This window comes from Rickettsiella endosymbiont of Rhagonycha lignosa (genome assembly GCF_964031165.1).
Taxonomy (GTDB): domain Bacteria; phylum Pseudomonadota; class Gammaproteobacteria; order Diplorickettsiales; family Diplorickettsiaceae; genus Aquirickettsiella.
Genome location: NZ_OZ035011.1, coordinates 1,370,952 through 1,396,053 on the forward strand (window position 1 = coordinate 1,370,952; position 25,102 = coordinate 1,396,053).

The 25,102-nt window shown below is 33.9% G+C and carries 23 protein-coding genes and 1 riboswitch; of the genes, 12 read left to right on the top strand and 11 right to left on the bottom strand.

All coding sequences use genetic code 11. The annotated features are described in order from the left end of the window. Positions 1-147: 147 nt before the first annotated feature. A complete protein-coding gene (gene ppa / locus AAHI99_RS06065) occupies positions 148-678 on the bottom strand; it encodes an inorganic diphosphatase (RefSeq protein ID WP_339050056.1) in 531 nt (176 codons plus the stop codon). A gap of 207 nt (positions 679-885) precedes the next feature. Between ppa and AAHI99_RS06070 the strand changes: the two genes are divergently transcribed. The 4 genes from AAHI99_RS06070 to AAHI99_RS06085 all read left to right on the top strand — a co-directional run bounded on the left by AAHI99_RS06070 (position 886) and on the right by AAHI99_RS06085 (position 5,169). Continuing rightward, entirely contained in the window at positions 886-1,227 is a 342-nt protein-coding gene (locus AAHI99_RS06070; protein ID WP_342227388.1) for a histidine triad nucleotide-binding protein, read from the top strand. A 147-nt stretch (positions 1,228-1,374) separates the two neighbouring features. Continuing rightward, positions 1,375-1,950 (top strand): hypothetical protein, encoded by a 576-nt coding sequence (locus tag AAHI99_RS06075; protein ID WP_342227389.1) that lies wholly within the window; start codon positions 1,375-1,377, stop codon positions 1,948-1,950. 19 nt (positions 1,951-1,969) lie between these two features. Beyond that, positions 1,970-2,416, top strand: a complete 447-nt coding sequence (locus tag AAHI99_RS06080; RefSeq protein ID WP_425288712.1) for a DNA polymerase III subunit chi — start codon at positions 1,970-1,972, stop codon at positions 2,414-2,416. After that, on the top strand, positions 2,413-5,169 hold the full coding sequence (locus tag AAHI99_RS06085; protein ID WP_342227391.1) for a valine--tRNA ligase: 2,757 nt from the start codon (positions 2,413-2,415) through the stop codon (positions 5,167-5,169). The genes AAHI99_RS06080 and AAHI99_RS06085 overlap by 4 nt, the downstream gene beginning before the upstream one ends. Positions 5,170-5,238: 69 nt before the next feature. Here AAHI99_RS06085 and AAHI99_RS06090 read toward each other — a convergent pair whose 3' ends face one another. Next, the gene (locus AAHI99_RS06090) at positions 5,239-5,565 is read right to left on the bottom strand and encodes a hypothetical protein (RefSeq protein WP_342227392.1); all 327 of its coding nucleotides are present in this window, start codon (positions 5,563-5,565) and stop codon (positions 5,239-5,241) included. A 150-nt stretch (positions 5,566-5,715) separates the two neighbouring features. Here AAHI99_RS06090 and dnaQ point away from each other — a divergent pair, with 150 nt between their 5' ends. Both dnaQ and nhaA read left to right on the top strand, forming a co-directional pair. After that, entirely contained in the window at positions 5,716-6,432 is a 717-nt protein-coding gene (dnaQ, locus tag AAHI99_RS06095; RefSeq protein ID WP_342227393.1) for a DNA polymerase III subunit epsilon, read from the top strand. Then, complete coding sequence (gene nhaA, locus AAHI99_RS06100; protein WP_342227394.1) at positions 6,433-7,617, top strand: Na+/H+ antiporter NhaA; 1,185 nt, start codon at positions 6,433-6,435, stop codon at positions 7,615-7,617. It begins immediately after the preceding gene. Between the two features lie 50 nt (positions 7,618-7,667). On the opposite strand, the gene AAHI99_RS06105 is transcribed toward nhaA, so the two are convergent. The 7 genes from AAHI99_RS06105 to pilM all read right to left on the bottom strand — a co-directional run bounded on the left by AAHI99_RS06105 (position 7,668) and on the right by pilM (position 14,792). Next, the gene (locus tag AAHI99_RS06105) at positions 7,668-8,339 is read right to left on the bottom strand and encodes a hypothetical protein (RefSeq protein WP_342227395.1); all 672 of its coding nucleotides are present in this window, start codon (positions 8,337-8,339) and stop codon (positions 7,668-7,670) included. Between the two features lie 553 nt (positions 8,340-8,892). Beyond that, the gene (hemE, locus tag AAHI99_RS06110; protein ID WP_425288713.1) at positions 8,893-9,954 is read right to left on the bottom strand and encodes a uroporphyrinogen decarboxylase; all 1,062 of its coding nucleotides are present in this window, start codon (positions 9,952-9,954) and stop codon (positions 8,893-8,895) included. Further along, the gene (locus AAHI99_RS06115) at positions 9,951-11,039 is read right to left on the bottom strand and encodes an FUSC family protein (RefSeq protein WP_342227396.1); all 1,089 of its coding nucleotides are present in this window, start codon (positions 11,037-11,039) and stop codon (positions 9,951-9,953) included. Before AAHI99_RS06115 ends, hemE begins: the two co-directional genes overlap by 4 nt. 83 nt (positions 11,040-11,122) lie before the next feature. Then, the gene (locus tag AAHI99_RS06120; protein WP_342227397.1) at positions 11,123-12,430 is read right to left on the bottom strand and encodes a type IV pilus secretin PilQ; all 1,308 of its coding nucleotides are present in this window, start codon (positions 12,428-12,430) and stop codon (positions 11,123-11,125) included. Continuing rightward, positions 12,411-13,046: a pilus assembly protein PilP gene (locus AAHI99_RS06125; protein WP_342227398.1), complete on the bottom strand. Its 636-nt coding sequence runs from the start codon at positions 13,044-13,046 to the stop codon at positions 12,411-12,413. Before AAHI99_RS06125 ends, AAHI99_RS06120 begins: the two co-directional genes overlap by 20 nt. Before the next feature lie 208 nt (positions 13,047-13,254). After that, positions 13,255-13,785, bottom strand: a complete 531-nt coding sequence (locus tag AAHI99_RS06130; RefSeq protein ID WP_342227399.1) for a hypothetical protein — start codon at positions 13,783-13,785, stop codon at positions 13,255-13,257. A gap of 62 nt (positions 13,786-13,847) precedes the next feature. Next, positions 13,848-14,792, bottom strand: a complete 945-nt coding sequence (gene pilM, locus AAHI99_RS06135; protein ID WP_342227400.1) for a type IV pilus biogenesis protein PilM — start codon at positions 14,790-14,792, stop codon at positions 13,848-13,850. 260 nt (positions 14,793-15,052) lie between these two features. Here pilM and AAHI99_RS06140 point away from each other — a divergent pair, with 260 nt between their 5' ends. Continuing rightward, complete coding sequence (locus AAHI99_RS06140) at positions 15,053-17,515, top strand: penicillin-binding protein 1A (RefSeq protein WP_342227401.1); 2,463 nt, start codon at positions 15,053-15,055, stop codon at positions 17,513-17,515. 1 nt (position 17,516) lies between these two features. On the opposite strand, the gene AAHI99_RS06145 is transcribed toward AAHI99_RS06140, so the two are convergent. After that, entirely contained in the window at positions 17,517-17,951 is a 435-nt protein-coding gene (locus tag AAHI99_RS06145) for a TlpA disulfide reductase family protein (protein ID WP_342227402.1), read from the bottom strand. A gap of 219 nt (positions 17,952-18,170) precedes the next feature. Continuing rightward, a riboswitch (TPP riboswitch) is annotated at positions 18,171-18,264 on the top strand. Between AAHI99_RS06145 and AAHI99_RS06150 the strand changes: the two genes are divergently transcribed. From AAHI99_RS06150 to uvrD, 5 genes are all read left to right on the top strand, one after another. Further along, on the top strand, positions 18,254-18,985 hold the full coding sequence (locus tag AAHI99_RS06150; RefSeq protein ID WP_342227403.1) for an ABC transporter ATP-binding protein: 732 nt from the start codon (positions 18,254-18,256) through the stop codon (positions 18,983-18,985). (Overlaps the previous riboswitch by 11 nt.) After that, positions 18,985-19,854 (top strand): ABC transporter permease, encoded by an 870-nt coding sequence (locus AAHI99_RS06155; protein WP_342227404.1) that lies wholly within the window; start codon positions 18,985-18,987, stop codon positions 19,852-19,854. Before AAHI99_RS06150 ends, AAHI99_RS06155 begins: the two co-directional genes overlap by 1 nt. A 39-nt stretch (positions 19,855-19,893) precedes the next feature. After that, on the top strand, positions 19,894-20,832 hold the full coding sequence (locus AAHI99_RS06160; protein ID WP_342227405.1) for an ABC transporter substrate-binding protein: 939 nt from the start codon (positions 19,894-19,896) through the stop codon (positions 20,830-20,832). A gap of 30 nt (positions 20,833-20,862) precedes the next feature. Further along, on the top strand, positions 20,863-22,056 hold the full coding sequence (locus AAHI99_RS06165; RefSeq protein WP_342227406.1) for an aspartyl protease family protein: 1,194 nt from the start codon (positions 20,863-20,865) through the stop codon (positions 22,054-22,056). Positions 22,057-22,194: 138 nt separating this feature from the next. Next, the gene (uvrD, locus tag AAHI99_RS06170; protein WP_342227407.1) at positions 22,195-24,369 is read left to right on the top strand and encodes a DNA helicase II; all 2,175 of its coding nucleotides are present in this window, start codon (positions 22,195-22,197) and stop codon (positions 24,367-24,369) included. 99 nt (positions 24,370-24,468) lie between these two features. Here uvrD and AAHI99_RS06175 read toward each other — a convergent pair whose 3' ends face one another. Then, a complete protein-coding gene (locus AAHI99_RS06175; protein ID WP_342227408.1) occupies positions 24,469-25,032 on the bottom strand; it encodes a Smr/MutS family protein in 564 nt (187 codons plus the stop codon). Positions 25,033-25,102: the final 70 nt, after the last annotated feature.

A 25,102-nucleotide genomic window follows, 5' to 3' on the forward strand; every position in this document is an offset into this window, starting at 1 on the left:
AATATTAGTGAAAAGACCATATACTCACAGCAATTGAATTTTTGACTAGTGCTGTGTCGATGCAATAATCGGGTATATACAATCACAATGAGGATTGTGAATTGAGCGGTAACACAGACAAAAGCTCAAGTGCGAAGAGTATTAAGTTTATTGTTTATAACGACTCATACTCGCCTCAATTTCAATTCTTGCTTGTTCAGGTCCTACCCAGCCTGTCACTTTAACCCATTTTCCAACTTCTAAATCCTTATAATGTTCAAAGAAATGTTGGATACTTTGTGTGAGTTGTTCAGGTAAATCTTGCCAAGTTTTTACTTGGTGATACAGTGAAGATAATTTATCGATAGGCACAGCTAAAATTTTCGCATCGATGCCTGATTCATCTTCCATCTTTAACATTCCAATAGGTCGGCAACAGATCACACAACCGATTAACAATGGAAAAGGGGCTACTACCAAAACATCAACGGGATCACCATCTTCTGATAATGTAGAAGGGACATAACCGTAATTACAGGGATAGTACATGGCTGTGCCTAAAAAACGATCAACACGTAATGCACCTGTTTCTTTATCTACCTCATATTTAATCGGGTCACTATGGCTAGGAATTTCTATCACTACATTTATTTCATCGGGGACTTTTTTCCCTGGACCTAATTTTACAAGCGCATTCATAATTTTATATTTCCTAAAATTCTACTTTTATTGCATAATATACTTACAGCAATTTGGTTTGGAAGTAGACTGCATACTGAAGCAACCGAAGTGTATTAATATACATGAGGATTGCGAAGTGAGAAGCAACACAGTCAAAAATCAAAGTGCGACGAGTATAATAAACAAACTTTACGACTTAGGCTAGCCCAGTTAATAAGGCTTATTATGGACTGTATTTTCTGCAAAATTATTAAAAAAGAACTCCCCGCTGAAATAACCTATCAAGATGAAAATATTATTGCCTTTAATGATAGACACCCATGTGCCCCTATTCATCAATTAATTGTACCCAAAAAGCATATCGCAACACTTAATGATCTGACAGAGAATGATACGCTGCTAGCAGGAAATATATTACAAATAGCTCGTCATTTAGCTAAAAAAGAAAATATTGCTCAGTCTGGCTATCGAACAGTTTTTAATTGTAATAAAGATGGCGGACAAGAAGTTTTCCATCTACATCTACATCTGCTAGGCGGTAGACTGCTGCGTTGGCCTCCAGGTTAATAGTAAGCTTTACAAAAATAGCTTTTATTTGCGTTTTTAAGCCATTGATTATTTCTCCATTGTCTTAAATCTCTTGCCAAGCGAAGGGAAGCCTAGGTATATTTCCTTTTTAAGAAAATAATTTAGTATACTGATTGGGGCATCATCATGGATTTAGTAACACTAATTTTAGCTTGCAGTTTATATGCTGACAACGCTATCCCCTATGCCATGATACAAACCGGAACCCGAAATAACCCATTAGTCGTTACTGTTGATGACGATACTAAGACTTTTAAAACGATTCCTGCTGCTGTTCAGTATACGCAAACTCAAATTGCACAAGGAAAAAATCTAGAAATCGGCTTGATGCAAATTTCTAGTCGATGGCTTCCAGAAATCGGCGCTCATGCTGCTGATTTGTTTAGACCGTGTAAAAATCTGGTTGTTGCCACACAAATTTTAGAAAAATTGCGCTTAAAATGTCAATCTATTGTTGCTAATAATCCGAACACAGATATTCAGTCTTGTGTACTTTCATTATACAAAAGCAAAAATTTACAAAGTGGATTATCTTATGCTCATCAGATAATCGAATATGCGAAAATCCATCCATTTAATGAACTCGCTGAAAAAGCACGGGACCCAGGAATGTTAGCTGCAGTAAAAAAAACTAACACTAAGCCTCTACATTCTATACAAACCCTAACAGAAAATAGTCATTCTGAAGATTATCCATCCTAGCATTACATTATAAAATCATATGCCAAATCCAACAGTCGACTTTTATATATTAAATACCCTTATGCAAGAAGATGTTTATCGTTTTATCTGCCGATTAGTCGATAAAGCCTATCTTCTGCAAAAAAAAATTTATATTCAGGTTAATTCGGATGAGGAAGGTCAACGTTTAGATGATTTGCTATGGATCTTTCGTGATATTAGTTTTATTCCTCATAGTTACTTAGGAGCTAATTCAACCCTCAACCCGGTGATATCTGTAAATATTGCTACCAAAAAACCCAGTAAACTTGATGCTGAGATTTTATTTAATCTTAGTCATGAAGTTCCAACCTACTTTCCTGAATTCTCGCGTATTATTGAAGTGGTATCAGAAGAAACAAAAAATAAAAATCAATCGCGCCAGAAATATAAATTTTATAAAGCACAGAACTGTCAATTAACCATGCATAATATAAGCACATCATGATTAATAAAAATTATGACTCTAAAAAGATAGAAGCTCATTGGCGAAAACAATGGGAAATGAATACTTATTTTCAACCTTCTGGTCAAGGTGAACCCTATTGCATCGTACTTCCACCTCCCAATGTAACGGGAAGTTTGCATATGGGGCATGGTTTTCAAGTAACGTTGATGGATGCATTAATTCGATATCAACGCATGTGTGGAAAAAATGTTTTATGGCAAGGCGGCACGGATCATGCAGGCATTGCCACACAAATGGTAGTAGAACGTCAATTGTTGGCTCAAGGAAAATCTCGACATGACTTAGGGCGTGAATTATTTGTAGAAGCCATTTGGGAATGGAAAAAGAAATCTGGCGGCATGATAACAGAACAATTGCGTTATATGGGTGCTTCCATAGATTGGACACGAGAACGATTTACTCGCGATGAACATTTTTCTGCAGCTGTAGAAAAAGTATTCATTGATTTATATAAACAAGGTTTAATTTATCGGGGTAAACGTTTGGTAAACTGGGATCCTCAACTTTTAACAGCAGTTTCTGATCTTGAGGTGATCAACCAAGAAGAACCTGGATACTTATGGACTATTCGCTATCCATTATTAAATAGCAATGATTTTTTATTAGTCGCCACTACAAGACCCGAAACTTTATTTGGAGATGTCGCCGTAGCCGTACATCCGGATGATCTCCGCTATCAATCTTACATTGGAAAACAAATAAAACTCCCCTTAACTGACCGTGTTATTCCAATAATTGCAGACATGTCAGTTGAACCAACTTTTGGTAGTGGTTGCATAAAAATCACTCCCGCACATGATTTTAATGATTATGCAACTGCACAAAGGCATGGTTTAACTAGCATTAATATTTTCACACCCAATGCATATCTTAATGAACATGTTCCTGAAAACTTTCGCGGTTTAGAACGCTTTGTTGCACGAAAAAAAATCATCAACGATTTAGAGCAACTCGGGTTAGTAGAGAAGATAGAAGCTTATCAAGTAAAAATTCCGCGTGGGGATCGCTCAGGCGTTGTGATAGAACCCTATCTTACCGATCAATGGTTTATGTCGATGCAACCCTTAGCTAAAACCGCTATCCTAACCATCACTCAAGGACAACTTGATTTTATTCCAGAAACTTGGCGAAAGGTTTGTTTACAATGGCTAGAAAATATTGAAGATTGGTGTATTAGCCGACAGCTTTGGTGGGGACATCGAATTCCTGCCTGGTATAATGAACTAGGCCAATTCTATGTTGGCAAAGATGAAAAAAGTATTCGCCAGCAATACTCCTTAGATCCTAAAGTGACACTTAAACAAGATGAAGATGTATTAGATACTTGGTTTTCATCAGCACTTTGGCCTTTTGTCACTTTAGGCTGGCCAGAAGCTACTAAAGAATTAGCCTCTTTTTATCCGACTAATGTTTTAGTAACCGGATTTGATATTATCTTTTTTTGGGTAGCTCGTATGTTAATGCTGGGACTACATTTTACGGGTAAGGTTCCCTTTAAAGAAGTCTATGTAACTGGTTTGATACGAGATCATGAAGGCCAAAAAATGTCCAAATCGAAAGGTAATGTTTTAGATCCTCTCGATGTAATATTAGGTATTAGCCTTGATGATTTAGTAGCAAAACGTACTCAAGGTTTATTAAAGCCACAAATGGCCAAAAAAATTGAACAGTCTACTAAACAACAATTTCCACAAGGAATTCCTGCATTAGGCACTGATGCTTTACGATTCACTTTTTGTGCATTAGCCTCACCTACACGCGATATACGTTTTGATTTGAATCGAACTGAAGGCTACCGAAATTTTTGCAATAAGCTTTGGAATGCATCACGTTTTGTTCTAACATATACGTCTAATCAAACAAGCTTTAAATCATTGTCCCCACTAACTCTCTCCATTAACCGTGCTTTTTATTCTTTATTGCAAAACACTATTGCTGATATGCATAAGCATTTTCAAGATTATCGATTTGATCTAATGGCACAAACGATTTATGAATTTATTTGGAATGAATATTGTGATTGGTATGTTGAATTAGCTAAACCGATTTTAGCCAATGCTAACTCACCCGCAGGACAAGAAACCTTGACCTGCTTAATTTTTGTTTTAGAAACCTGTTTACGCTTACTACATCCTTTAATGCCCTTTGTAACCGAAGAAATTTGGCAAACCATCGCGCCATTAGCCGATGAAACAGGAAATAGTTTAATGATTAAGAGCTATCCCGTATTTAATAAAAATAAAAAAGATACCAACGCAGAACAGGATTTAATTTGGCTAAAATCTATTGTGCATACGATTCGTACTCTACGTAGCGAAATGAATATAGCTCCAGGTAAAAAAATTCCCTTATTGCTTTACAAAGGAAATGAAAAAGATCGTGAAAACAGTCACCTTTTTCTTAAGGAGATTATGAATCTTGCTAAAATAAGTGAAATAAATTGGGTAATAGAAAAAGACAAAAATGCTAACTATGCTATGGGTTTAGTTGGCAACTTAGAATTATTTATTCCCATGGAAGGATTAATTGATATTGAAGCTGAAGCACTACGCTTAAAAAAAGAAATTCTAAAAATAGAAAAAGAAATCGAACGAGCAAAATCCAAATTAGACAATGCGGCTTTTGTCAAAAATGCACCTCCAGAAATTATTGCTCAAGAACAACAACGTTTAACCGATTTTACGGCTATTCACACTAAATTACAAAGCCAGCTACATACATTTATAAATTAATTTAAATTCAGCTCGATAAAATTTTAGTTCAGTTAATAACTTAACATTTATATAGACCGCAAATCTATACTAGTTTTTTTCATATTTTTTACAATAATTATGCTCTTCTGAAATTTGTATCTGGACCTTCTTTACAAGATTAGCTTCGATGCTTTTCCTATGTTCCGTTTTAAAAAAAATAGTTTTTGGTAAACTTTCCCTATCCTCTCCTATAAGCACCTCAAAATAAGATCTAAAGTCTATATCAAATTCTTTAACTAATTCTGGGGGAGTTAAAGTTTCCATTTTAATTTTTTTGTTGGCAGTTGGATTAATGGCCTCTTCTTGTTTAAGAAAAGAATCATTAGAAGTATCTTTAAGCAGAGAAGCTAAAACAATATCTTTTATTCTTGGCATACAGTTATCTCACAGAGTATCTTAAGGTTCTAAATTCCCTTTAAATTGTAGCTAATATTAGACACCTATTTATTAAGATTTTATTAAGGCTAGCCATTTTCTCTAGCAGCACGTAACATTACTCTGTCAATTTAACTTAATTCTTTAATTATGCGCCAAATCATTTTAGATACTGAAACCACTGGCAGAGACGTTAATGACGGCCACAAGATCATTGAAATAGGCTGCTTGGAAATGATCGACCGTCGTCTCACTAAACAACAATTTCATTGTTTCTTAAATCCAGGTCGAGATAGTGAGGCCGGTGCGTTTGCAGTTCATGGCTTAAGCACCGAATTCCTTCTGGATAAACCCTTATTTAAAACTATTGCAGAAAAATTATTGGAATTCATTCAAGGTTCCCAACTTATTATCCATAATGCACCCTTCGATCTAGGCTTTTTAGATAACGAATTAAAATTAACCAAAAAAAAGTATAAAAAAATTACAGATTATTGCCAAGTTTTAGATACGCTTCCATTAGCTCGTCAATTACACCCGGGACAACGCAATAGCTTAGATGCGCTTTGCAAACGCTATGATATCGATAATTCGAAACGTGATAAGCATGGTGCTTTATTGGATGCTGAATTGTTAGCTCGAGTTTACCTCGCCATGACCGGTGGCCAAACCCATCTGTTCACTGAAGAACAGATATCACATGCTATGCAAACGACTGCACATAAAAAAATTACCGAAGAAATTATATTATTACCTATTATTTATGCCACTAACGAAGAATTAATAGCGCATCAAAACCGTTTAACTAGCATTAATAAATTATCTGGCCAGTGTAAATGGCCTATTGATGCTAAGGAAATTAATTAAATGCGCATCAAGTTTCTACATAAATTTATACAGCTAGAGGCTTCAGGCGGCATTTCTTTAGGAATTGCCACGCTATTAGCTTTAATTCTCGCTAATTCGAGCTGGCAAACTTATTATCAAACATTTCTAAATTTCGACATAAGCCTAGGGCCAAGCATCCATTTTTCTTTTTTACATTTTATTAATGATGGATTGATGACTATTTTCTTTTTTTTAGTCAGCCTAGAAATTAAACGCGAAGTAGTTCAAGGAGAACTCAATACACTCACTAAAGCGTTGTTACCCACACTAGCGGCAATAGGTGGAATGATAATTCCGGCTTTAGTTTATTTAACCATTAATCATGGATATCCTCAGCTTATATCGGGTTGGGCAATACCTATGGCGACCGATATTGCCTTTTCGTTAGGAGTACTATCACTCCTTGGCAAGCATATACCCGTTGTTTTAAAAATTTTCTTAATGGCATTAGCTATCATTGATGACCTTGGTGCAATTATCGTCATCGCCATTTTTTATACTCAGCAAATAGGCTGGCTATATTTATTTTTATCCTTACTGACTTTTATCGGATTACTAAGCTTAAACTATTTTAAAATTCAACGATTTCTTCCTTATTGCTTGTTAGGCATAACTTTATGGATACTAATACTCAATTCGGGTATTCATGCAACGATTGCGGGCGTATTATTTGGATTCACAATTCCTTTAAGTAGCAACAATAAAAATTTTAATTCTCTGCTGCATCATTTAATACATCAATTACATCCATGGATAGCTTACGGAATTTTACCGCTGTTTGCTTTTGCCAATGCCGGTCTATCTTTTTCGAATATAAAATTATCGACTTTTATTCATCCACTACCTTTGGGAATAATTGCCGGATTATTTTTGGGTAAACAATTAGGGATTTTCGGGGCTAGTTGGCTGGCAGTAAAAACTAAGCTGGCTAAATTACCCTACCAAGTGAACTGGTGGCATATTTATGGAACTGCTCTGATTTGTGGGATAGGTTTTACGATGAGTTTATTTATTGCCAGTCTAGCTTTCGGAGACAATGAATTAACTACTTTAGTTCGCTTAGGAGTTTTTACCGGTTCAGTTTTATCTGGGATTGCAGGTTATAGTATTTTATCTTTAGCTCAACAAAAAAACCAGCGATTAGACAACCCATCAAAAATTTAGAATTTTTACTTATAAAGACCATCTTTGTATTCACAAAAATGGTCTTTTTTTTAGCTGTGTGTAATGTTTGAAGTGCTTTCTCTATGCAATTCATCAATTGGGTCGTCATCCTTAGTTATGGAAGGAGGACTTGTTTTTGAAAATATACCTTGATGAACTGAAAGTTTAGGGATGTTGGGAGTATTACTTGCTGTTGACTCATCAATTTTAATCTTAGCTATTGTTGCACTTTTTATCTCTCGAATTTGCTCGCCATCATTCCCATCACTTACATTAGATTTAATTAATTGATTTAATAATTTATCAGCTTGTGTTGCATTGATTTCAAGTTGATTAATTTTCCTATTCAAAAATAAATTAGTGATTGCTATGATTGCGACACCAAAAAATAAAACTGGAAGAACAGGTAAAATTACGGAAGATGCAATAAAAAGAGGTGCCAAAGTAAGCCCTGCAACTATCAATGCCAGAGCTAAGACCAACAGCTCGCTGGTATTTTTTGCTTTGTATTTTAATTTTTGATAATTTTCTTCACTAGCTATTACATTAGATTCTTCGTTTTTAATAATCTCTTCAATAATTTGTTTTTGCTGTTCTATTTCTAGAAAACTAAGATCTATAAACCCCTCTTCATTTTTTAATTCATATTCTGCAAAATCTTTCAGTAACTGTTTATTTTCCTCACAAACTCTTTCAACTTTTATATTATTTAATGCTGGCATAATAACCTCATTGATTGGGATAATTTTATATTTTTGCTAATAGTAAATAGAAAAATATATTCCATTGCCTTATTTTTATTTACTTAATTTACTTATTAAGAAAATAAAATATTAAATTTTTTATAAATAGAATTTCCTCCTTGTCATAGATATTCCTACAAATGATCTTATCTTAATCCAATTTTCAGATCAATTACTAATTTAAAATTATATATATTGTATAGATTAAATAAATTAATATTTATTTTTTTACAAAATGAAAATTTCAGTTTATTATTCGGTTAAAAATCTAATAAATCTTTAATATAAATAAAAAAAATGTATAAAAAAAACCCCCTGGACATATCTGAACAAGATTTTCAACGACATAATAAATTGCTTTGCAAGAATTATCGGCCTTCACCACAATACCCAGCAAAGCCAACTAAGTTCGATATCTTAGTTTACGTAGCTACCATCTTTAACCAGGAACCGAGAACTGACTTTAATCATAGTGAATCAAGTCCATTTCGAATGGTATCACCTGGGAAAAAATAAATATAAATTTTATTTTCTAATGGAAAGCAAGGCTTAATTCGTGTATTGCATTAACTAATACTTTTAAATTTTCCGGCTTTGTATATTGCGAAATCCCATGGCCTAGATTAAATATATGACCGGAACCAGTACCGTACGATTGAAGTATATTTTTCACTTCCTGACGAATTCTCTCTGGATTGGAGAATAAAACGGCTGGGTCCATATTACCTTGCAACGCTACTTTGTTGGAAAGTCTTTGGCGGGCAAATCCCATATCGATAGTCCAATCCAAACCTATTGCGTCGCAACCCGAGTTGGCTATTTTTTCTAACCACAAATTTCCGCCTTTGGTAAATAAAACAATAGGTACTTTTTCTTGTGCATTCTGATTCTCTAAATTAGCAACAATTTGTGTCATATAATTTAGGGAGAATTCTTGATACGCCGCAGTAGTTAATAATCCTCCCCACGTATCAAAAATCATAATGGCCTGTGCGCCAGCAGCAATTTGTGCATTAAGATACAAGATAATTGCTTTAGTTAAGATGTTTAACAAATGATGTAATGTCTTAGGTTCCTGATATAAGAGTGTTTTAACTTGCCTAAATTCTCGACTACCTCCTCCTTCTAGCATATAGCAGGCAAGTGTCCATGGACTTCCTGCAAATCCAATCAAAGGAATTTTATTTTTTAATTCCTTACGCGTGCATGAAATAGCATCCATTACATAACGTAAATCGACTCCGGGATCCGGGATCGGCAAAGTTTTAATATCTGTTAACGTTCTTATAGGTTTATGGAATTTGGGTCCTTCTCCTTCGACAAAATAAAGTCCTAAACCCATTGCGTCTGGAATGGTCAAGATATCTGAAAATATAATCGCGGCATCTAAATCAAATCGTTGTAGCGGCTGTAAAGTGACTTCACAAGCCAATTCAGGTGTTTTACATAAAGTTAAAAAATCACCTGCTTTACTACGCGTTGCACAATACTCAGGCAAATAACGACCTGCTTGACGCATAATCCATACTGGTGTGCGGTCGGTAGGTTGCCTTAAGAGCGCACGGATTAAGCAATGTTTGGAATACTTCATCATTTTTTAACTTTCTTTATTAAAATTATCAACGTTTGTAATTGAACTAATAAACGATCGGCACTAAAAATAAATAAATCCAGGGCAAATTGATCCGATTGGTTTATTTCTAGAGATTTAAGCTGAAGCTTTATTTCTTTTTTCCAACCGGAAAATTCTTTTAAATCCTCAACTGTTTGATCTTCATCTTTACTCTTAAGACTATCGATACTTCTTTGAAATAAATCCTGTGTTATTTGATAAACTTTTTGGATTTTGGCGTGCTGATTAAAGATCAAAATATTTTGATCTGAAAAATCCATTAATGCGTTCCTCATTAAAGTAATACAACGTAAAATTTCTCTTTCAGCATCTAAAATATTTTTAAATGTCTCTTCCAAATTAGATCGACCAAATGATTCACTCATTACTTCTTTAAATAATTTTTTTTGAATTCCTATATTATTCAATATTTTATTTTCAAAAATTTCCTGCAGCTTTGTATTATTACCATCACCATTCGTGAATGTAAACTCTTCTAGTTTTTGAGCTAGAGCTTTTAAATTCTGTATGGTATCTATTAATATATAACGTAATTGTGTTAGCGAATGCAAAGGCCAGATAAAACGTGATACTAATAATGCAATAATAATACCTAAATTGATTTCTAAAAAACGGCTCATCACTGTATAAAAATTAGGATCTGGAGAAATAACAATAATAATTAGTGTCACTGCTCCTAAAGGACCTGCTTCACTCCAAGTACTTGGACTGTCGGCAATATAACTAAAAACAGCAGTGGCAACACATAGAATCAAGATAGTCAAAGCAACATTTGGGTAAACAAGCCATAAGGTCAAGCTAGCAACGCTGGCCCCTATTACCGTGCCTAAAAAACGCATATATGATTTCTGTAAAATCGCACCGACACGTGATTGGGCACACATTACCACTAGAATCGTAATAACAACCCATCTTCCTTGGAGTGGTAGCTTAAATAAATAAGAAATTAACAATCCAAATAATAGTGCGATAGCTGTTTTTAAGCTATGAACAAGTCGATCACTGTCTAATCTACGAAGTTGATGTCGCCATTGAATAAATTGCATGTTAGCTCGTTAATAAAATAAATGTACTCTTCACAAATTAATGTGCGTATATTTAAAAAACTGATAGATAAAACCTAAACAACTTAGTATAAAATAGTCGGTGTTAAAAATATCAAAAGCTCACTACGCCTGCTATTCGACCTAGTTAAACGAAATAATCGACCTATAATGGGTAAAGCACCTAAAAAAGGAACCCGTTGCTCTATTTTACTCTGAGAATACTCATAGATTCCACCTAATACAACCGTTTCAGCATTTTTTACAATAACTTGTGTTTTAATTCCGCGTGCTTTAATTGTTGGAGCATCAACTGCCATAAAGGTACTGGGTTGGTCTTGATTGACCCTTAAGTCCAATATTATGCGCTCATCTGGCATAATTCTAGGTGTTACTTTTAACGATAGTACTGCTTTTTTAAATATAACGTTGGTCCCACCGCTCGAGGCTTTTTCTTGATAAGGTATTTCAGCACCTGCTTCTATAAATGCAGTCTGTTGATCAGCGGTAATCAAATGTGGGGTAGAAATTACTTGAGCTGCACCTTCATTTTCTAATGCAGATAATTCTAAATCTAAAAAAGAATTCTGACCTAAACGCATTAATCGCAAACCTAGCGACACAGCACCAGTCGCAGAAGTAATCCCTGTGATAGGTAAATCCATTGTTAAATATTGCAATAAACCTGTATTAGAATTATTTATCTTATTTTTCAATTGATGTTTAATAAGTCTATTAGCTGCTTGTGTTTGAGTTGAACCAAATTTTGCTCCTATTTCTTTTTCCATATTTTGATCAATACTAACAATTCGAGCCTCAATCAAAATTTGGGCGATAGGTTTATCTAACTCCCTAATAAATGCTGCAATTTTATTTTGTTGTTCAACTGAGTCTCTAATCCATAAGCTATTAGTCGCATTATCTACACTAGCACTACCCTGTGTAGATAAAGGGGTATTGGTTTTATCTTTTAATAATTTGCTGATATCTAGTGCGTTTCTATAGCGAATTTGTATAACTTTAAAAATTAACGGAGATAATTCTCTTTTTGTCTGTTGGATTTGTAAATTAATACTATCTTGTTTTAATAATTGAGCAGCTGTGGTAATAAACCAACCATTAATAATGGAACGCTTAGCAAGACCTTGGGTTTGCAAAATAGTATCTAAAGCCTGCTCCCAATTAATATCGTGCAAATAAATGCTAAATTCCCCTTGAATTTTATCATCAATAATTAAATTATTGCCATGTATTTCGGACAAATACTGTAAGGCTGAACGAATTTTTATATTATGAAAAGTTAAAGAGATGTTCTCTTTAGCTAATAATTTACAATTGAAAAGTAATGTTAAAATAAGGATTAGTAATTTTATATTAAGTGAAATTTTTAACATGGAAAAGCTTTTTAGGTTTATTTAACAAATTTATAATTTTTTCTAAATTATTATTATTTTTAATAATAATTTTTGGAGCATAAATACCTATAACCAAACCTTGCTCTAAACCTAAATAATCACCTAATTTAACTCTACAAATTTGTTTATTTGGCAACCTAACAAAGCCCCAATTTTGCCACTTACCAGCAGATAAAAAGCCTAACATGACTATTTTATCTAAAGAAAATTTTGTTAAATTACCATTTTCAACTAAGGATTTAGCAACTAATCTGTTGATTTTCGACAAATCTAGTATTAATTTTTTATAATTACAAGTATAAAATTTTAATGAAATTATAATATTTTGGTTGATATTTTTTGTAAGCGAGTTAAAAAAAATCCATCTGAAACCTTTAATTAATACAATTTTATTCAACGCGACTGTTTCATTTATAAACTTAAAAATATTCTTATTATTACCAGATAAATTGATTTCTATTTGTAATAAATTTGGAAAATTTATTTTATTACTCGAATCACCTGCCCAAAAATTTTTCTGCTGAAAACATAAATCAAATTTATTTAATTTTTTAATTTTTTCCTGATATTTAGAATATTTTGAAGTTATTAGCATTTGACTATTTAATTGTTTTTTTAAAAATTGAAATTTTAAATAGATTTTTTCTTTCTTTTCAAGGGTTGATCGTAATGTAAAAAAATAACCTAATATGCAAATAAAAAAAACAGTCGATAAGATAACAAGAGATTTTAAGTTTATAGACCATAAATCAATTCTTTTTAAAATAAACCTTCTCCTTATCTACTTTAAAACCAATAAAATCTTAATTTTCGTTAAAGATCATTTGAACAACAAAATCCAATTGCAAATTCTGAAATTGATTAAGAATTAGCGATTGTAATTTTGAATCAAATTGCAATTGTAATAATTTTTTAAATTTTATATATTCATTTTTCGATTTGGCATGCATTATTAAACTTAAATAAGGCGGATGAAATGCGACTAAATGGATAAAAATATCGGGTGTTATTAAATATTTAAGATGACTGATAAAATTTAAAATCTTTTTTACTTGCTGATGATTACTCTTAATATTTTTTATAATGTTTGTTAGCTCTTTTTCTTTATATTGTAATTTTTTTATTTCTTGTATCATAGGTGATATATTTTTTATCTGTAAAAAAATACGCTGATAGGCTAATTGATTATGTTTTATTTGCTGAATAATGAGAATTTTTGTAACAAATATCAAGATCAGGCAGGAGCATGAAATATAAAACCAAACAAGAATAAATCGCCTTATTTTTAATTTATTTTTATGTTCTCGCCATGGTAATAAATTGATTTGCTTCACAATATTTCCCTATTTTAAAACTAACAGATTAATTAACAGTCGTTTGAATTTCCTATTTAATTTTAAAAATTTAAATTGATTCTTAAAGCTAATCCATAACTTAAAAGTAAACTTGAAAAATTTTGTGCTAATTTATCTCTATCTAGGATAGAACTACATTTAATGAAATTTGGAAATTTTAATAATTGCACCTGTAATTCTAAAAATCCATCTAAGGTATTTAACAAATAATTTAATAAAGCTATATTTATGCCAATAAGAAAAAGCGTTTTTAAAATAAGATATGGATACGCTAAAGCGTATCTTTTTATACATTGTTTAATTTGTAATAAAATACATTCATATTCAAAGATATTGGCAAAATTTTCACAGTAAACCATTGTTTGAGTACCGTTAAAAAACAATAATGTTAACTGACTTGCTCCTAGATCTAAGAGAATGACATTTTCATTTATCTTGTCAGGATAAAAAAAGCAATATGCCCTTTCTAAAGCAAATGAACCTACTTCTACAGCAATGGGAATTAAATTTGCTTGTTGAATGATATCTAACCGAAAATCTAAATGATCTTTACGACAAGCTACAAGTAAAACTTTATGTTCTTGATTTTCGGGCAAGGGATCAAAAATTTGATAATCAAAATAAAGTTTACACAAAGGATAGGGAATGGATTGTTCAACCAATAATTTAATTATTTTTTCAGTATGTTGACAATCAGCGCTGTCTATTTTCACCCATTTACTACATACCAGAATATCGGGAATATTTAATATACAATTTCTTATATGATCTTTGTCTAGCAATGTTTCCTTTAAGACAGCAGCAATCTGTGGAATGTCTTTTGTCTGTGCAACTCCGATTGGGGTAGGAATTGTTTGAATAGCATATTCTTTAAGCTCATTATTACGGTCTAAACAAACCCATTTAATCGTACGGCTACCTATATCCAAACCTATCGCAGTATCAGTATTATGGGTATTTTTAAATCTATCCTTGAAAAAATACATACTTTTTTATTTTTTAATGAAATTTTTAAAACTTATTATTCTTTTATTATGCATCTAAATATTAAATTGTCAATTATTTAATACATAATAAGAGAACTATTATTTTTGAAATGTCATACTGTTAAAAAATCAACGCTACTTTCTTTTAATCGAAATAAAGTGTACAAAGACCTCATTACACACTATTTTTATTAAAACCCTTGTTTAAGAGGGAAGTCACTTAAGTTATGATAGAACCCAGCTAATCAACTGTTTTCATTATGAAACGATCGAATCATTTTTTCCGTAATTTTTTTTTCATGCTATTAAGCCTTTTTATCACGCTTTTAGTAGCTGGAAGTCTCCTTTATATTTATCTTGATAAACAATTACCCGATGTTGAGGAATTAAAATCCGTACAACTTCCTATTCCGATGCGGATTTACACCAGTGATGGACAACCTATCGCTGAATTTGGAGAATTACACCGAAATCTTGTTAGATTGAATGAAGTCCCTAATTTGATGGTTAAAGCTTTTTTAGCCACCGAAGATCAGCGCTTTTTAGAACATCATGGTGTTGATTTTTATGGTTTATTACGTGCTGCGGGTGAAGTATTGCTCACAGGAAGTAAAGTGCAAGGAGGAAGTACCATTACGATGCAAGTTGCGCGTAATTTTTATTTATCTCGGGAAAAAACTTTTTTAAGAAAATTTACTGAAATTTTGCTCTCACTAAAAATCGAACGAGAATTTACTAAAGAACAAATTTTAGAACTTTACCTTAATAAAATCTTTCTTGGAAATCGCGCTTATGGTATTGCCGCCGCTGCGCAAGTTTATTTTAATAAAACACTTAATCAACTCACATTACCGGAAATGGCAACTATTGCTGGCTTACCAAAAGCCCCTTCTGCTATTAACCCGTTAGTTAACCCAATTGCGGCTAAACAACGTCGTGATCATGTCTTAATGCGTATGTATGAATTAGGTTATATCTCTAAAGCGGTTTATGAATCCGCTATAGCAACACCCATGTTAACACATGCGCAAACTAATTCCGGTGGAATGATTAAAGCACCTTATGTCGCTGAAATGGTACGTGACATGATGTATAAAAGTTTTGGTGAAGATATTTATTTGAAAGGTTACAATGTTTATACCACAATCAATTCGGCCCAACAAATTGCTGCTGATAAAGCCTTAGGAGTTACTTTATTAGCTTACGATAAACGACACGAATATAGGAAACCAGAAAAAAATATTGCTCCATTAGATGCAAATAAAGTAACTCATACTTTGAATGCATTACATCGCGTTGCTTCTATCAATGGTTTAGACGCAGCTATTGTTATTTCTGTGACTGATCAAGCTATTACCGCTCTTTTAGTCGATAATCAAATGATTTTCATTCCCTGGCAAGGTGTAGCCTGGACCGTGCCCCACCTTGACGCAACTAATTTAAATCCGCCACCTGAAGTCTTGAAAAATAAAGTTCATATCGGCGATGTTATTCGTGTAGAGTTAACTGCAAATAATACTTGGGAATTATCGCAAATTCCTAAAGTACAAGGTGCTTTAGTCGCATTAAATCCACAAACAGGCGCCATTAGCGCATTAGTCGGTGGCTTTGATTATAATGTAAGTAAATTTAATCGTGCCGTTCAAGCAGAACGACAACCCGGATCAGGGTTCAAACCTTTCATTTATGCAGCTGCTCTAGCTAAGGGATATACCCTAGCCAATGTGTTTAATGACGCTCCATTGGTTTTTGATATACCTGGTCGTGATGAACCTTGGCGCCCACAAAATGATAATCATATTTTCAGCGGCCCAAGGCGTTTACGTATTGCTCTAGCTAAATCCATCAATCTTATATCCGTTCGCTTATTACAAGCTATCGATGTTCCCTATGTATTAACGTATGTAAAAAGATTTGGTTTTAACTCAAAAAAATTACCGCGTAATCTTACTTTAGCACTCGGCACCGGTGAAGTCACTCCTCTTGAATTAGCTCGAGCATACGCTGTGTTTGCTAATGGCGGCTTTCGAATAACCCCTTATTTAATTGATCATATTACCAATGAACAAGGTCAAATCATCTATAAGGCAGAACCTAAAATCGCTTGTGAAGCTTGTTTGCGCGGAGAAATTGAGCCCCCATTAACAGATGAAAAAGATAGTCCTTATGCACCACAAGTCATTCCTGCTGACATCGCTTTCCTCATGACATCTGCTTTAAAAGATGTCATTCGTTATGGCACAGGTTCACAGGCAAGGGTGTTGAATCGGAATGATCTGGCTGGAAAAACTGGCACAACAAGTGATTATGTCGATACTTGGTTTACAGGATTTAACAGTAATTTGGTATCAACTGTTTGGATAGGATTCGATCAACCGAGTTCTGTTCAAGAATATGGTGCAAAAGCCGCTTTACCTATGTGGATTGATTTCATGCGTGTCGCATTAAAAGGCCAGGCTGAAAAAACCATGCCACAACCTACTGATATAGTAACGGCAAGTATCGATCCCACCACAGGTAATTTATTACCTGATGGAACACCAGGCTCTATCCTAGAATATTTTCGTAAAGATGATTTATCACGAATATCGACACAAGAAGATACGACCCCATTCAATGCAATTGATAGTCCTGGGGAAGTACCTATAGATAACAATAATACTGATACTCAAATGCCAGCAGAAAAGCAAGATAACACAACAAACAATGAACCGGTTTTTTAGGTTATAAGCCAACAGCTCTTTCTAAACTACGTTTTGTTTGCGGTCCTTCTAATACATGTTTCAATCGACCATTAGGCCCAATAATAAATGTAGTTGGCAAACCAGATATACCTCGTATACCAAAATCAGCTTTCGGATCATTCACTAATGTAGGAAATATAACGCCACTTTGTTGTATATGTTGCTGTAAATTTCCTGGATCATCATAATTAAATCCGAACATCGCAACCTGGTCAGCATGCGCTCGATAAAATGCATTTAATTCAGGTATTTCGCCCATACAATATTCACACCATGTTGCCCAATAACTAATAACCACCCATCTACCTTTATAATTAGAAAAATTAAGATCTCTTACTATGCTGGCTCCCCATACAACGCTAGACACACTTAACAAAATGCTGGTTAATAGCACTAATTTAAAAATTTTACGCATATTATTCCTCGCAGTAGAAATGAGGTCGATCAATTTTGTGACAAACACTTAATAATTTTATTGGTTTTAAATCAGTGTGATCAATTCCATTAAACTTCAATTTTTAAAATAACTCAAGGAGGACTCTTAGTTCAAAAATAACACTGTCAAATTAAGTCACTAAATCTAAAGTTTCTAAGTCTTGACCCTTTTATTTTGCTTATGAGATTGTTACCATGCGTTTTCGCTTAGGGGTGCCTAATAATTGGGCTGAGAAATACCCTTCTAACCTGATCGGGATCATGCCCGCGTAGGAAAAGTGTATGTTAAAATCGCCCGCTGTATTGGTAAGTAACGCAAGTTTGCACTACCAAGATAAAATTCTATTCGACCAGTTAAATTTCCATTTAGCAGCTGGACAAACAACTTGTCTATTAGGTATGAGCGGCATTGGCAAAAGTCGTTTTTTACAACTTATCGCCGGATTAAACTCAATCTCAGCACCTGTCACCACCACCTGCGATCAGAAAGGCTTGGCTGGTCGCTTAGCTTATATGCCGCAAACCCATGCTTTGTTACCTTGGCTAACTATTTTAGATAATGTTGTCTTAGGCTACCGCCTAAGACGAGACAACAAGCCGTATATTCAAGCTCGGGAATTATTGCATCAGCTAGGCTTAAATGACGCCATAAATAAATACCCTGCACAATTGTCGGGTGGAATGCAACAACGTGCTATGTTAGCACGCGTACTGTTAGAAAAGCGGCCTATCGTATTGATGGATGAGCCTTTTTCTGCTTTAGATACCATTACTCGTTATCACCTACAAGAACTAACAGCAAACGCATTAAAAGATCACACTGTATTATTAGTGACACATGACCCCTTAGAAGCATTACGTTTGGGACATCATATTGCAATTATGTCAGGTGAACCTGCAAAAATAAATTTTATAAACTGCGATCTTGCTGACTTACCACCTCGCTCATTAAATAATCCCGAATTATTACAATGGCAAACCAAACTTTTAAGTATGCTTCAGGAACATAAATAATGGTTTCCTTTATTGTTTTGCGTAATCAATTCAGCAATAGAATTACGCAGCTTCAAAAATTCGTGATATCTCTATACCCTTTAAAACTTAATGCTTGCAAACAGTTATTTTTAAAAATTTATCCTTTATTTTTTCATAAAATGTGCATCCCAGTTTGGTTTATTCTAATTTGGGAATGTTTGATTCGTATTTTACATCTACCTAATTACATATTACCCACTCCGTTTGAAGTTTTACATAGCCTAATTAACCATGTAAGGTTAATTACTTCACAAACATTACCGACGCTAGCTGAAATTTTCTTTGGCTTATTTTTTGGAATTGTATTAGGTGTAGCCATTGCGCTCAGTATGTGCTTATTTCGTACACTGCATGCCTTCTTACTTCCTTTATTATTGGCCAGCCAAGCTTTACCAGTATTTGCAATTGCTCCCTTATTGGTGCTTTGGTTTGGTTATGGAATAACGGCTAAGATTATTACCACCACTTTCATGTTATTTTTTCCTATCACCAATAATTTTCTTGATGGTTTAAAACAAACCCCAGAAAATTATTTAAACAACGCTGTGATTATGAATAGTAATCGTTGGCAAGTTCTCTATCAAATCCGTATTCCAGCGGCGTTACCGAACCTTGCCTCCGGCATTCGACTTGCAACGGCTATGGCTCCTTTAGGAGCCATTATTGGAGAGTGGGTTGGATCGAATCAAGGTTTAGGTTTTTTATTGTTAAATGCTAACGCTCAGATGCAAATTGATTTAATGTTTGCTGTATTAGTGGTTATATTTTTTCTAGGAATTTTTCTGTATTTCCTTGTTGATACTTTACTTAATCTGGCCTTACCCTGGACTTTGTTAAAATCGACTTAAATAATAGGCCTATAATTTTAAAAAATAAAATATTTATTTATGCAAATACAAAAAAAAATCATTCTTCTAATAAGTATTTTGTTATTTAACAATAATATTGCGGCTAAGCCTTTAACATTGGTTCTAGATTGGTTGGTTAATCCCAATCATGCAGCCATTTTTATCGCAGAAGAACAAGGATTCTTTGCCCGCGAAGGATTACAAGTTAATATTATTGCGCCTAGCAATCCAGATGATGGCCCTAAACTGGTGGCAGCAGGCCATGCTGATTTGGCCGTTAGTTATCAACCGCAATTAATGGTACAAGCTGCAAAAGGTTTACCTTTAATACGCATAGCCACTCTAATAAACCAACCTTTAAATTGTTTGATTGTAAAAAAAGATGGGGCTATTCATCAGCTTGCCGATTTAAAAGGCAAACGTATCGCTTATACATCGCATGTTGAAGGAACGCTAATGTTAAATGCCTTATTAGAAAAAGCACATTTACGAATGAGTGACGTACAAACAATTAATGTACAATACGATTTGACGCAAGCACTTTTAAGCAATCGCGTCGATGCTGTTATTAATGTAATGCGCAACGTAGAACCTTTACAAATGCAGTTTGCTCATCAAGCGGTAAAAATCTTTCCCGTCGAGCTAGCTAGAATTCCAACTTATGATGAATTAATTATCATCGCCAATAAAAAAAAATTATCTGATCCACGTATTATTAAATTTTTGACAGCACTTAATGAAGCAACACTCTACTTACTGAGTAACCCAGAAAAAAGCTGGCTAATATTTGCAAAAAACCACCCTGCCCTAAACAATCAGTTAAATCATCAGATCTGGCAAGCTACGCTACCCTATATTGCACCTCATCCAATTAATTTCAACAAAAATGCTTACAAAAAATTTATGTTATTTTTACAACAAAAAAAAATAATAAATAACACCTTAGCAAGTGAAGATTATGTGTTAAAATTAATCTAATTTTCATTAGAAATTAATAAAAAAGTATAAATGCAAATTTCTTATATTTACCGCTGTTTAATAAGCACAATTGTAATCCTACTTACAGCTTGTCAGCCCTCAAAAAAACTAGAACACAATACTAATCTGATACTTGTAACTCCATTATCTGCCAATGGAATTGTCTTACCTGTTATTATTAAAAATAAACGTTATTCTTTTTTATTAGATACGGGAGCTAGTTATTCAGCAATAGATAATAAGCTCGCATCGCTATTAACATTAGCTACACCAAAAGAAGATATTCCTCTTTATTTTCATCAATTTCTTACTGCTGGCTTAATTACTACAAATGATAAATTAAATAATTTTAAATTGTGGCGTCCTTTACCAATAGAAATAGGAACTTACACTATATTGGGCCACGATCCTTGGATTGGATTAGATTTAACATTATTTAGTCAAGCTATTGGTCAAAAAATAGATGGTATTTTAGGTGTAGAGGTTTTTCGTCAATTAAACTGGGCTATTAATAATAAAACCAAAACTGTAGCTATATGGAAGCAGGCGCCAACCAAAATTAATTATCAAAATTGTGTTCCCTACGAAGATGCTTACGCCCAATCTCCTTTATTAATATTAAATAATAAAAATAAATCTGATCAATGGAATTCTGCATCTATAAACGTAGATACTGGTGCGGATGATACCATAATCTCTAAAGAGCTTTTGAGCTTTTGGGAAAACTCAAAAATGTGCAAACTAACTTTGGATCAAAAAAATATTGTTGGAGCTTCAGCAAGTGGATTAAACACCAATGAAACTTACTTAATTGACTGTTTATTTTTTGATCAGATGCCCGTAGGAAACTTCAAGATCCATGTAACTAAAAATAATATAAACAAATTAGGGTTTGATTTTTTTTCACGCTTTGATAATTATATTTTTATCCCTAGTAAAATGCAATTTTGTTACAACGCTACTAAATTTACTCAAAATGATAAAAAATTCTTACGTTATTTTTCATTAGCTTATTATAATGATCAGCTGGAATTTCGTTATAACAATCCAGCTAATATTGCTCCCTACCAATTATTAAATGGGGATATTTTACTTCAAATTAATAATATTAATGTTAATAATTTAGACATTAAAAAAATTAGAGAATTATTAAATGCTACACCATCTAATAATTTAAGCTTATTAATCCTTCGAGATAAAAATAAAATAAAATTACAAATTTAACAAATATCTGAAATAAATATAATAAAAACGATTAAGCTTTAGATATTATCTAGAATTCCAAAGAATCTTATCTTCCTATTTTTCATCTGAAAAAATAAATCATGCAGAAAGTTAGAAATTTCGTTACAATCCCCGTCTATGTCTAATCCTAATCATCCCTTATTAGAATCATTAAATGAGGCACAACAACAAGTCGTTGCTGCCCCGCTAACACATTTGTTGGTATTAGCTGGAGCCGGTAGCGGCAAAACACGCGTGTTAGTCCATCGTATTGCCTGGCTAATCAATGTGGAAAATATATCTCCACATAATATTCTTGCCGTCACTTTTACTAACAAAGCCGCTGGAGAAATGCGCCAACGTTTAGAAAATTTACTCGATATCCCTATGCGGATGATGTGGGTGGGCACATTTCATGGACTTGCTCACCGCTTATTACGCCAACATTGGGAAGCAGCAGGCTTACCCCAAGCGTTTCAAATATTAGATAGTGATGATCAATATCGTGTAATTAAACGAATTTTGGTCAGCTTGAATCTTGATGAAGCGCAATGGGCCCCGAAAAAAGTGCAATGGTTTATTAATCAACAAAAGGATGAAGGAATTCGATCTCATCAAGTCGCTAACGCTCATGATCCATACACCAAAACCTTAGTTCGTATCTACCAAACTTATGAAGAGATTTGTATTCGAAATGGTGTTATCGATTTTGCAGAATTAATTTTAAGTAGTTATGAACTTTTTATTAAAAACCCAGATATTTTACACCATTATCAAGAACGTTTTCGATATATTTTGGTTGATGAGTTTCAAGACACTAATACCATTCAATACGCTTGGTTAAAATTATTAACTAGCGGAAAAAACTATTTAATGATAGTTGGCGATGATGACCAATCTATTTATGGATGGCGTGGCGCTCGTGTAAAAAACATTCAAGATTTTACGCGCGATTTTCCAGAAAACCAGATGATTCGCCTCGAACAAAATTATCGTTCAACTGGAGTAATTTTAGCCGCTTCTAATGCCTTAATAACGCACAACGATGGTCGTTTAGGTAAAAAGCTTTGGAGCAGTGGTGGTCAAGGTGATCTTATATCACTTTATGGTGCTTTTAACGATTTAGATGAAGCGCGTTTTATCGTTAATCAAATAAAACAAGGATTAAAGAAAGAAGTAGTGGCGAATGAAATTGCTATTTTGTATCGATCTAACGCACAATCACGTGTACTTGAAGAAGCCTTAATTTCAGCTCAAATTCCTTATCGCATTTACGGTGGATTGCGCTTTTTCGAACGTGCTGAAATCAAAGACGCCTTATCGTATTTACGTTTAATTGCAAATCGAAATGATGATCCGGCTTTCGAGCGCGTCGTCAATACGCCAACACGAGGGATTGGCGATCAAACCTTACAAACACTACGTATGGAAGCACGCTCTCAAGCTATCTCTCTATGGCAAGCCGCTCAACATTTATTAACTACGCCAACCTTATCTGCACGTGCAGCCAATGCATTAACTCTTTTTATCCAATTGATCGATAAAATAGATGAAGATACTAAAAACCTAAGCCTAGCAGAACAAACCGAACAAGTTCTCTATAGTTCTGGTTTATTTAATCATTATAAAAAAGAAAAAGGGGAACGTGGCCAAGCGCGCATTGAAAATCTTGAAGAATTAATCAATGCTACTAGACAATTTGTTCCTGAAGACAGTAGTGTTTCTATTTTATCTGCCTTTCTTGCGCATGTTGCATTGGAAGCAGGTGAACATCAAGCCAATGACCAGCAAGAATCTGTACAATTAATGACATTACATTCTGCTAAAGGTTTGGAATTTCCGTGGGTATTTTTATGTGGAATGGAAGAAGGATTGTTCCCGCATCATATGTCCCATGAAGAACCTGGTCGCTTAGAAGAAGAACGCCGACTCTGTTATGTTGGCATGACGCGTGCAATGCGTAAATTATTTCTTAGCTATGCTGAAGTTAGACGTTTACATGGCACCGAAAGTCATCATCGACCTTCTCGATTTATTTCCGAAATTCCTAAAGAGTTATTAGAAGAAGTGCGTTTACGGACCTCAGTCATCAGACCTACGCAAGCATTAAAGCCCTCAAAAAATTCCACTCGTGATTCGATGATAGGTGATACCGGATTACGCATTGGGCAGACTGTCACGCATCCTGCGTTTGGTGAAGGAACATTAATTGATGCCGAAGGACGTGGTGAACATACACGTTTACAAATAAAATTTAATCAAGCAGGTACAAAATGGTTGGTGGCAAGTTATGCCAAACTAACCGTAAAATAAAAATACTCTTCGCACTTGAATTTTTGCCTGCGTTACTGCTCAACTCGCAATTTTCTTCGCGGCACTTGCCAAAAATCCAATTGCTGTGAGTATATATATTCATTTTACGTGACGAATTCGGCGTAATAGGACATACAATGCTCCTGCGCCACCATCTCGTGGTTGAGCGGAAGAAAATGCTAACACCCAAGGAATTTGCATCAACCAACAATTAACATAATTCTTCAGTTTGGCTCCTCCTCCTTGCAAAAGTTTTCCTTTTCCAGGAATTATTCTCACACAACTATAACTTTGTTCTCGACTTTGTAACAAAAAATTAAGCACCGCGCTTCGCGCCTGCTCCACTGTCATTTGATGCAAATCAAGATAATCAGATTGACGTATCTCCCCACGTATAAATTGTTTAATGCGCTTATTTTGCAATCCTGGTCGACTAAAAAATAGTCGACCCTCTGATCCTATTGTTAACTCAGTCGGATCAAAAAGTGATAGGGAGATTTGTTGCTTATCATCTTTTAAATTAATTAATTTTGTTTTTTCAGCCTCAAAAATATTTTTTTTTGATTTAACTTTTGCAGGGAATGATTTTGTAGGTTTTACACCTGACATTGCTTCTTTGAAAAACTCAAGATCCTCTTTATCGGGCGGAGGAGGTTTATTCATAAAAGAGTACCGGTTAAGCAAAATTTTCTGAAGCATTGCGTAAAAGTATTAGAATAAACTATTATTAACT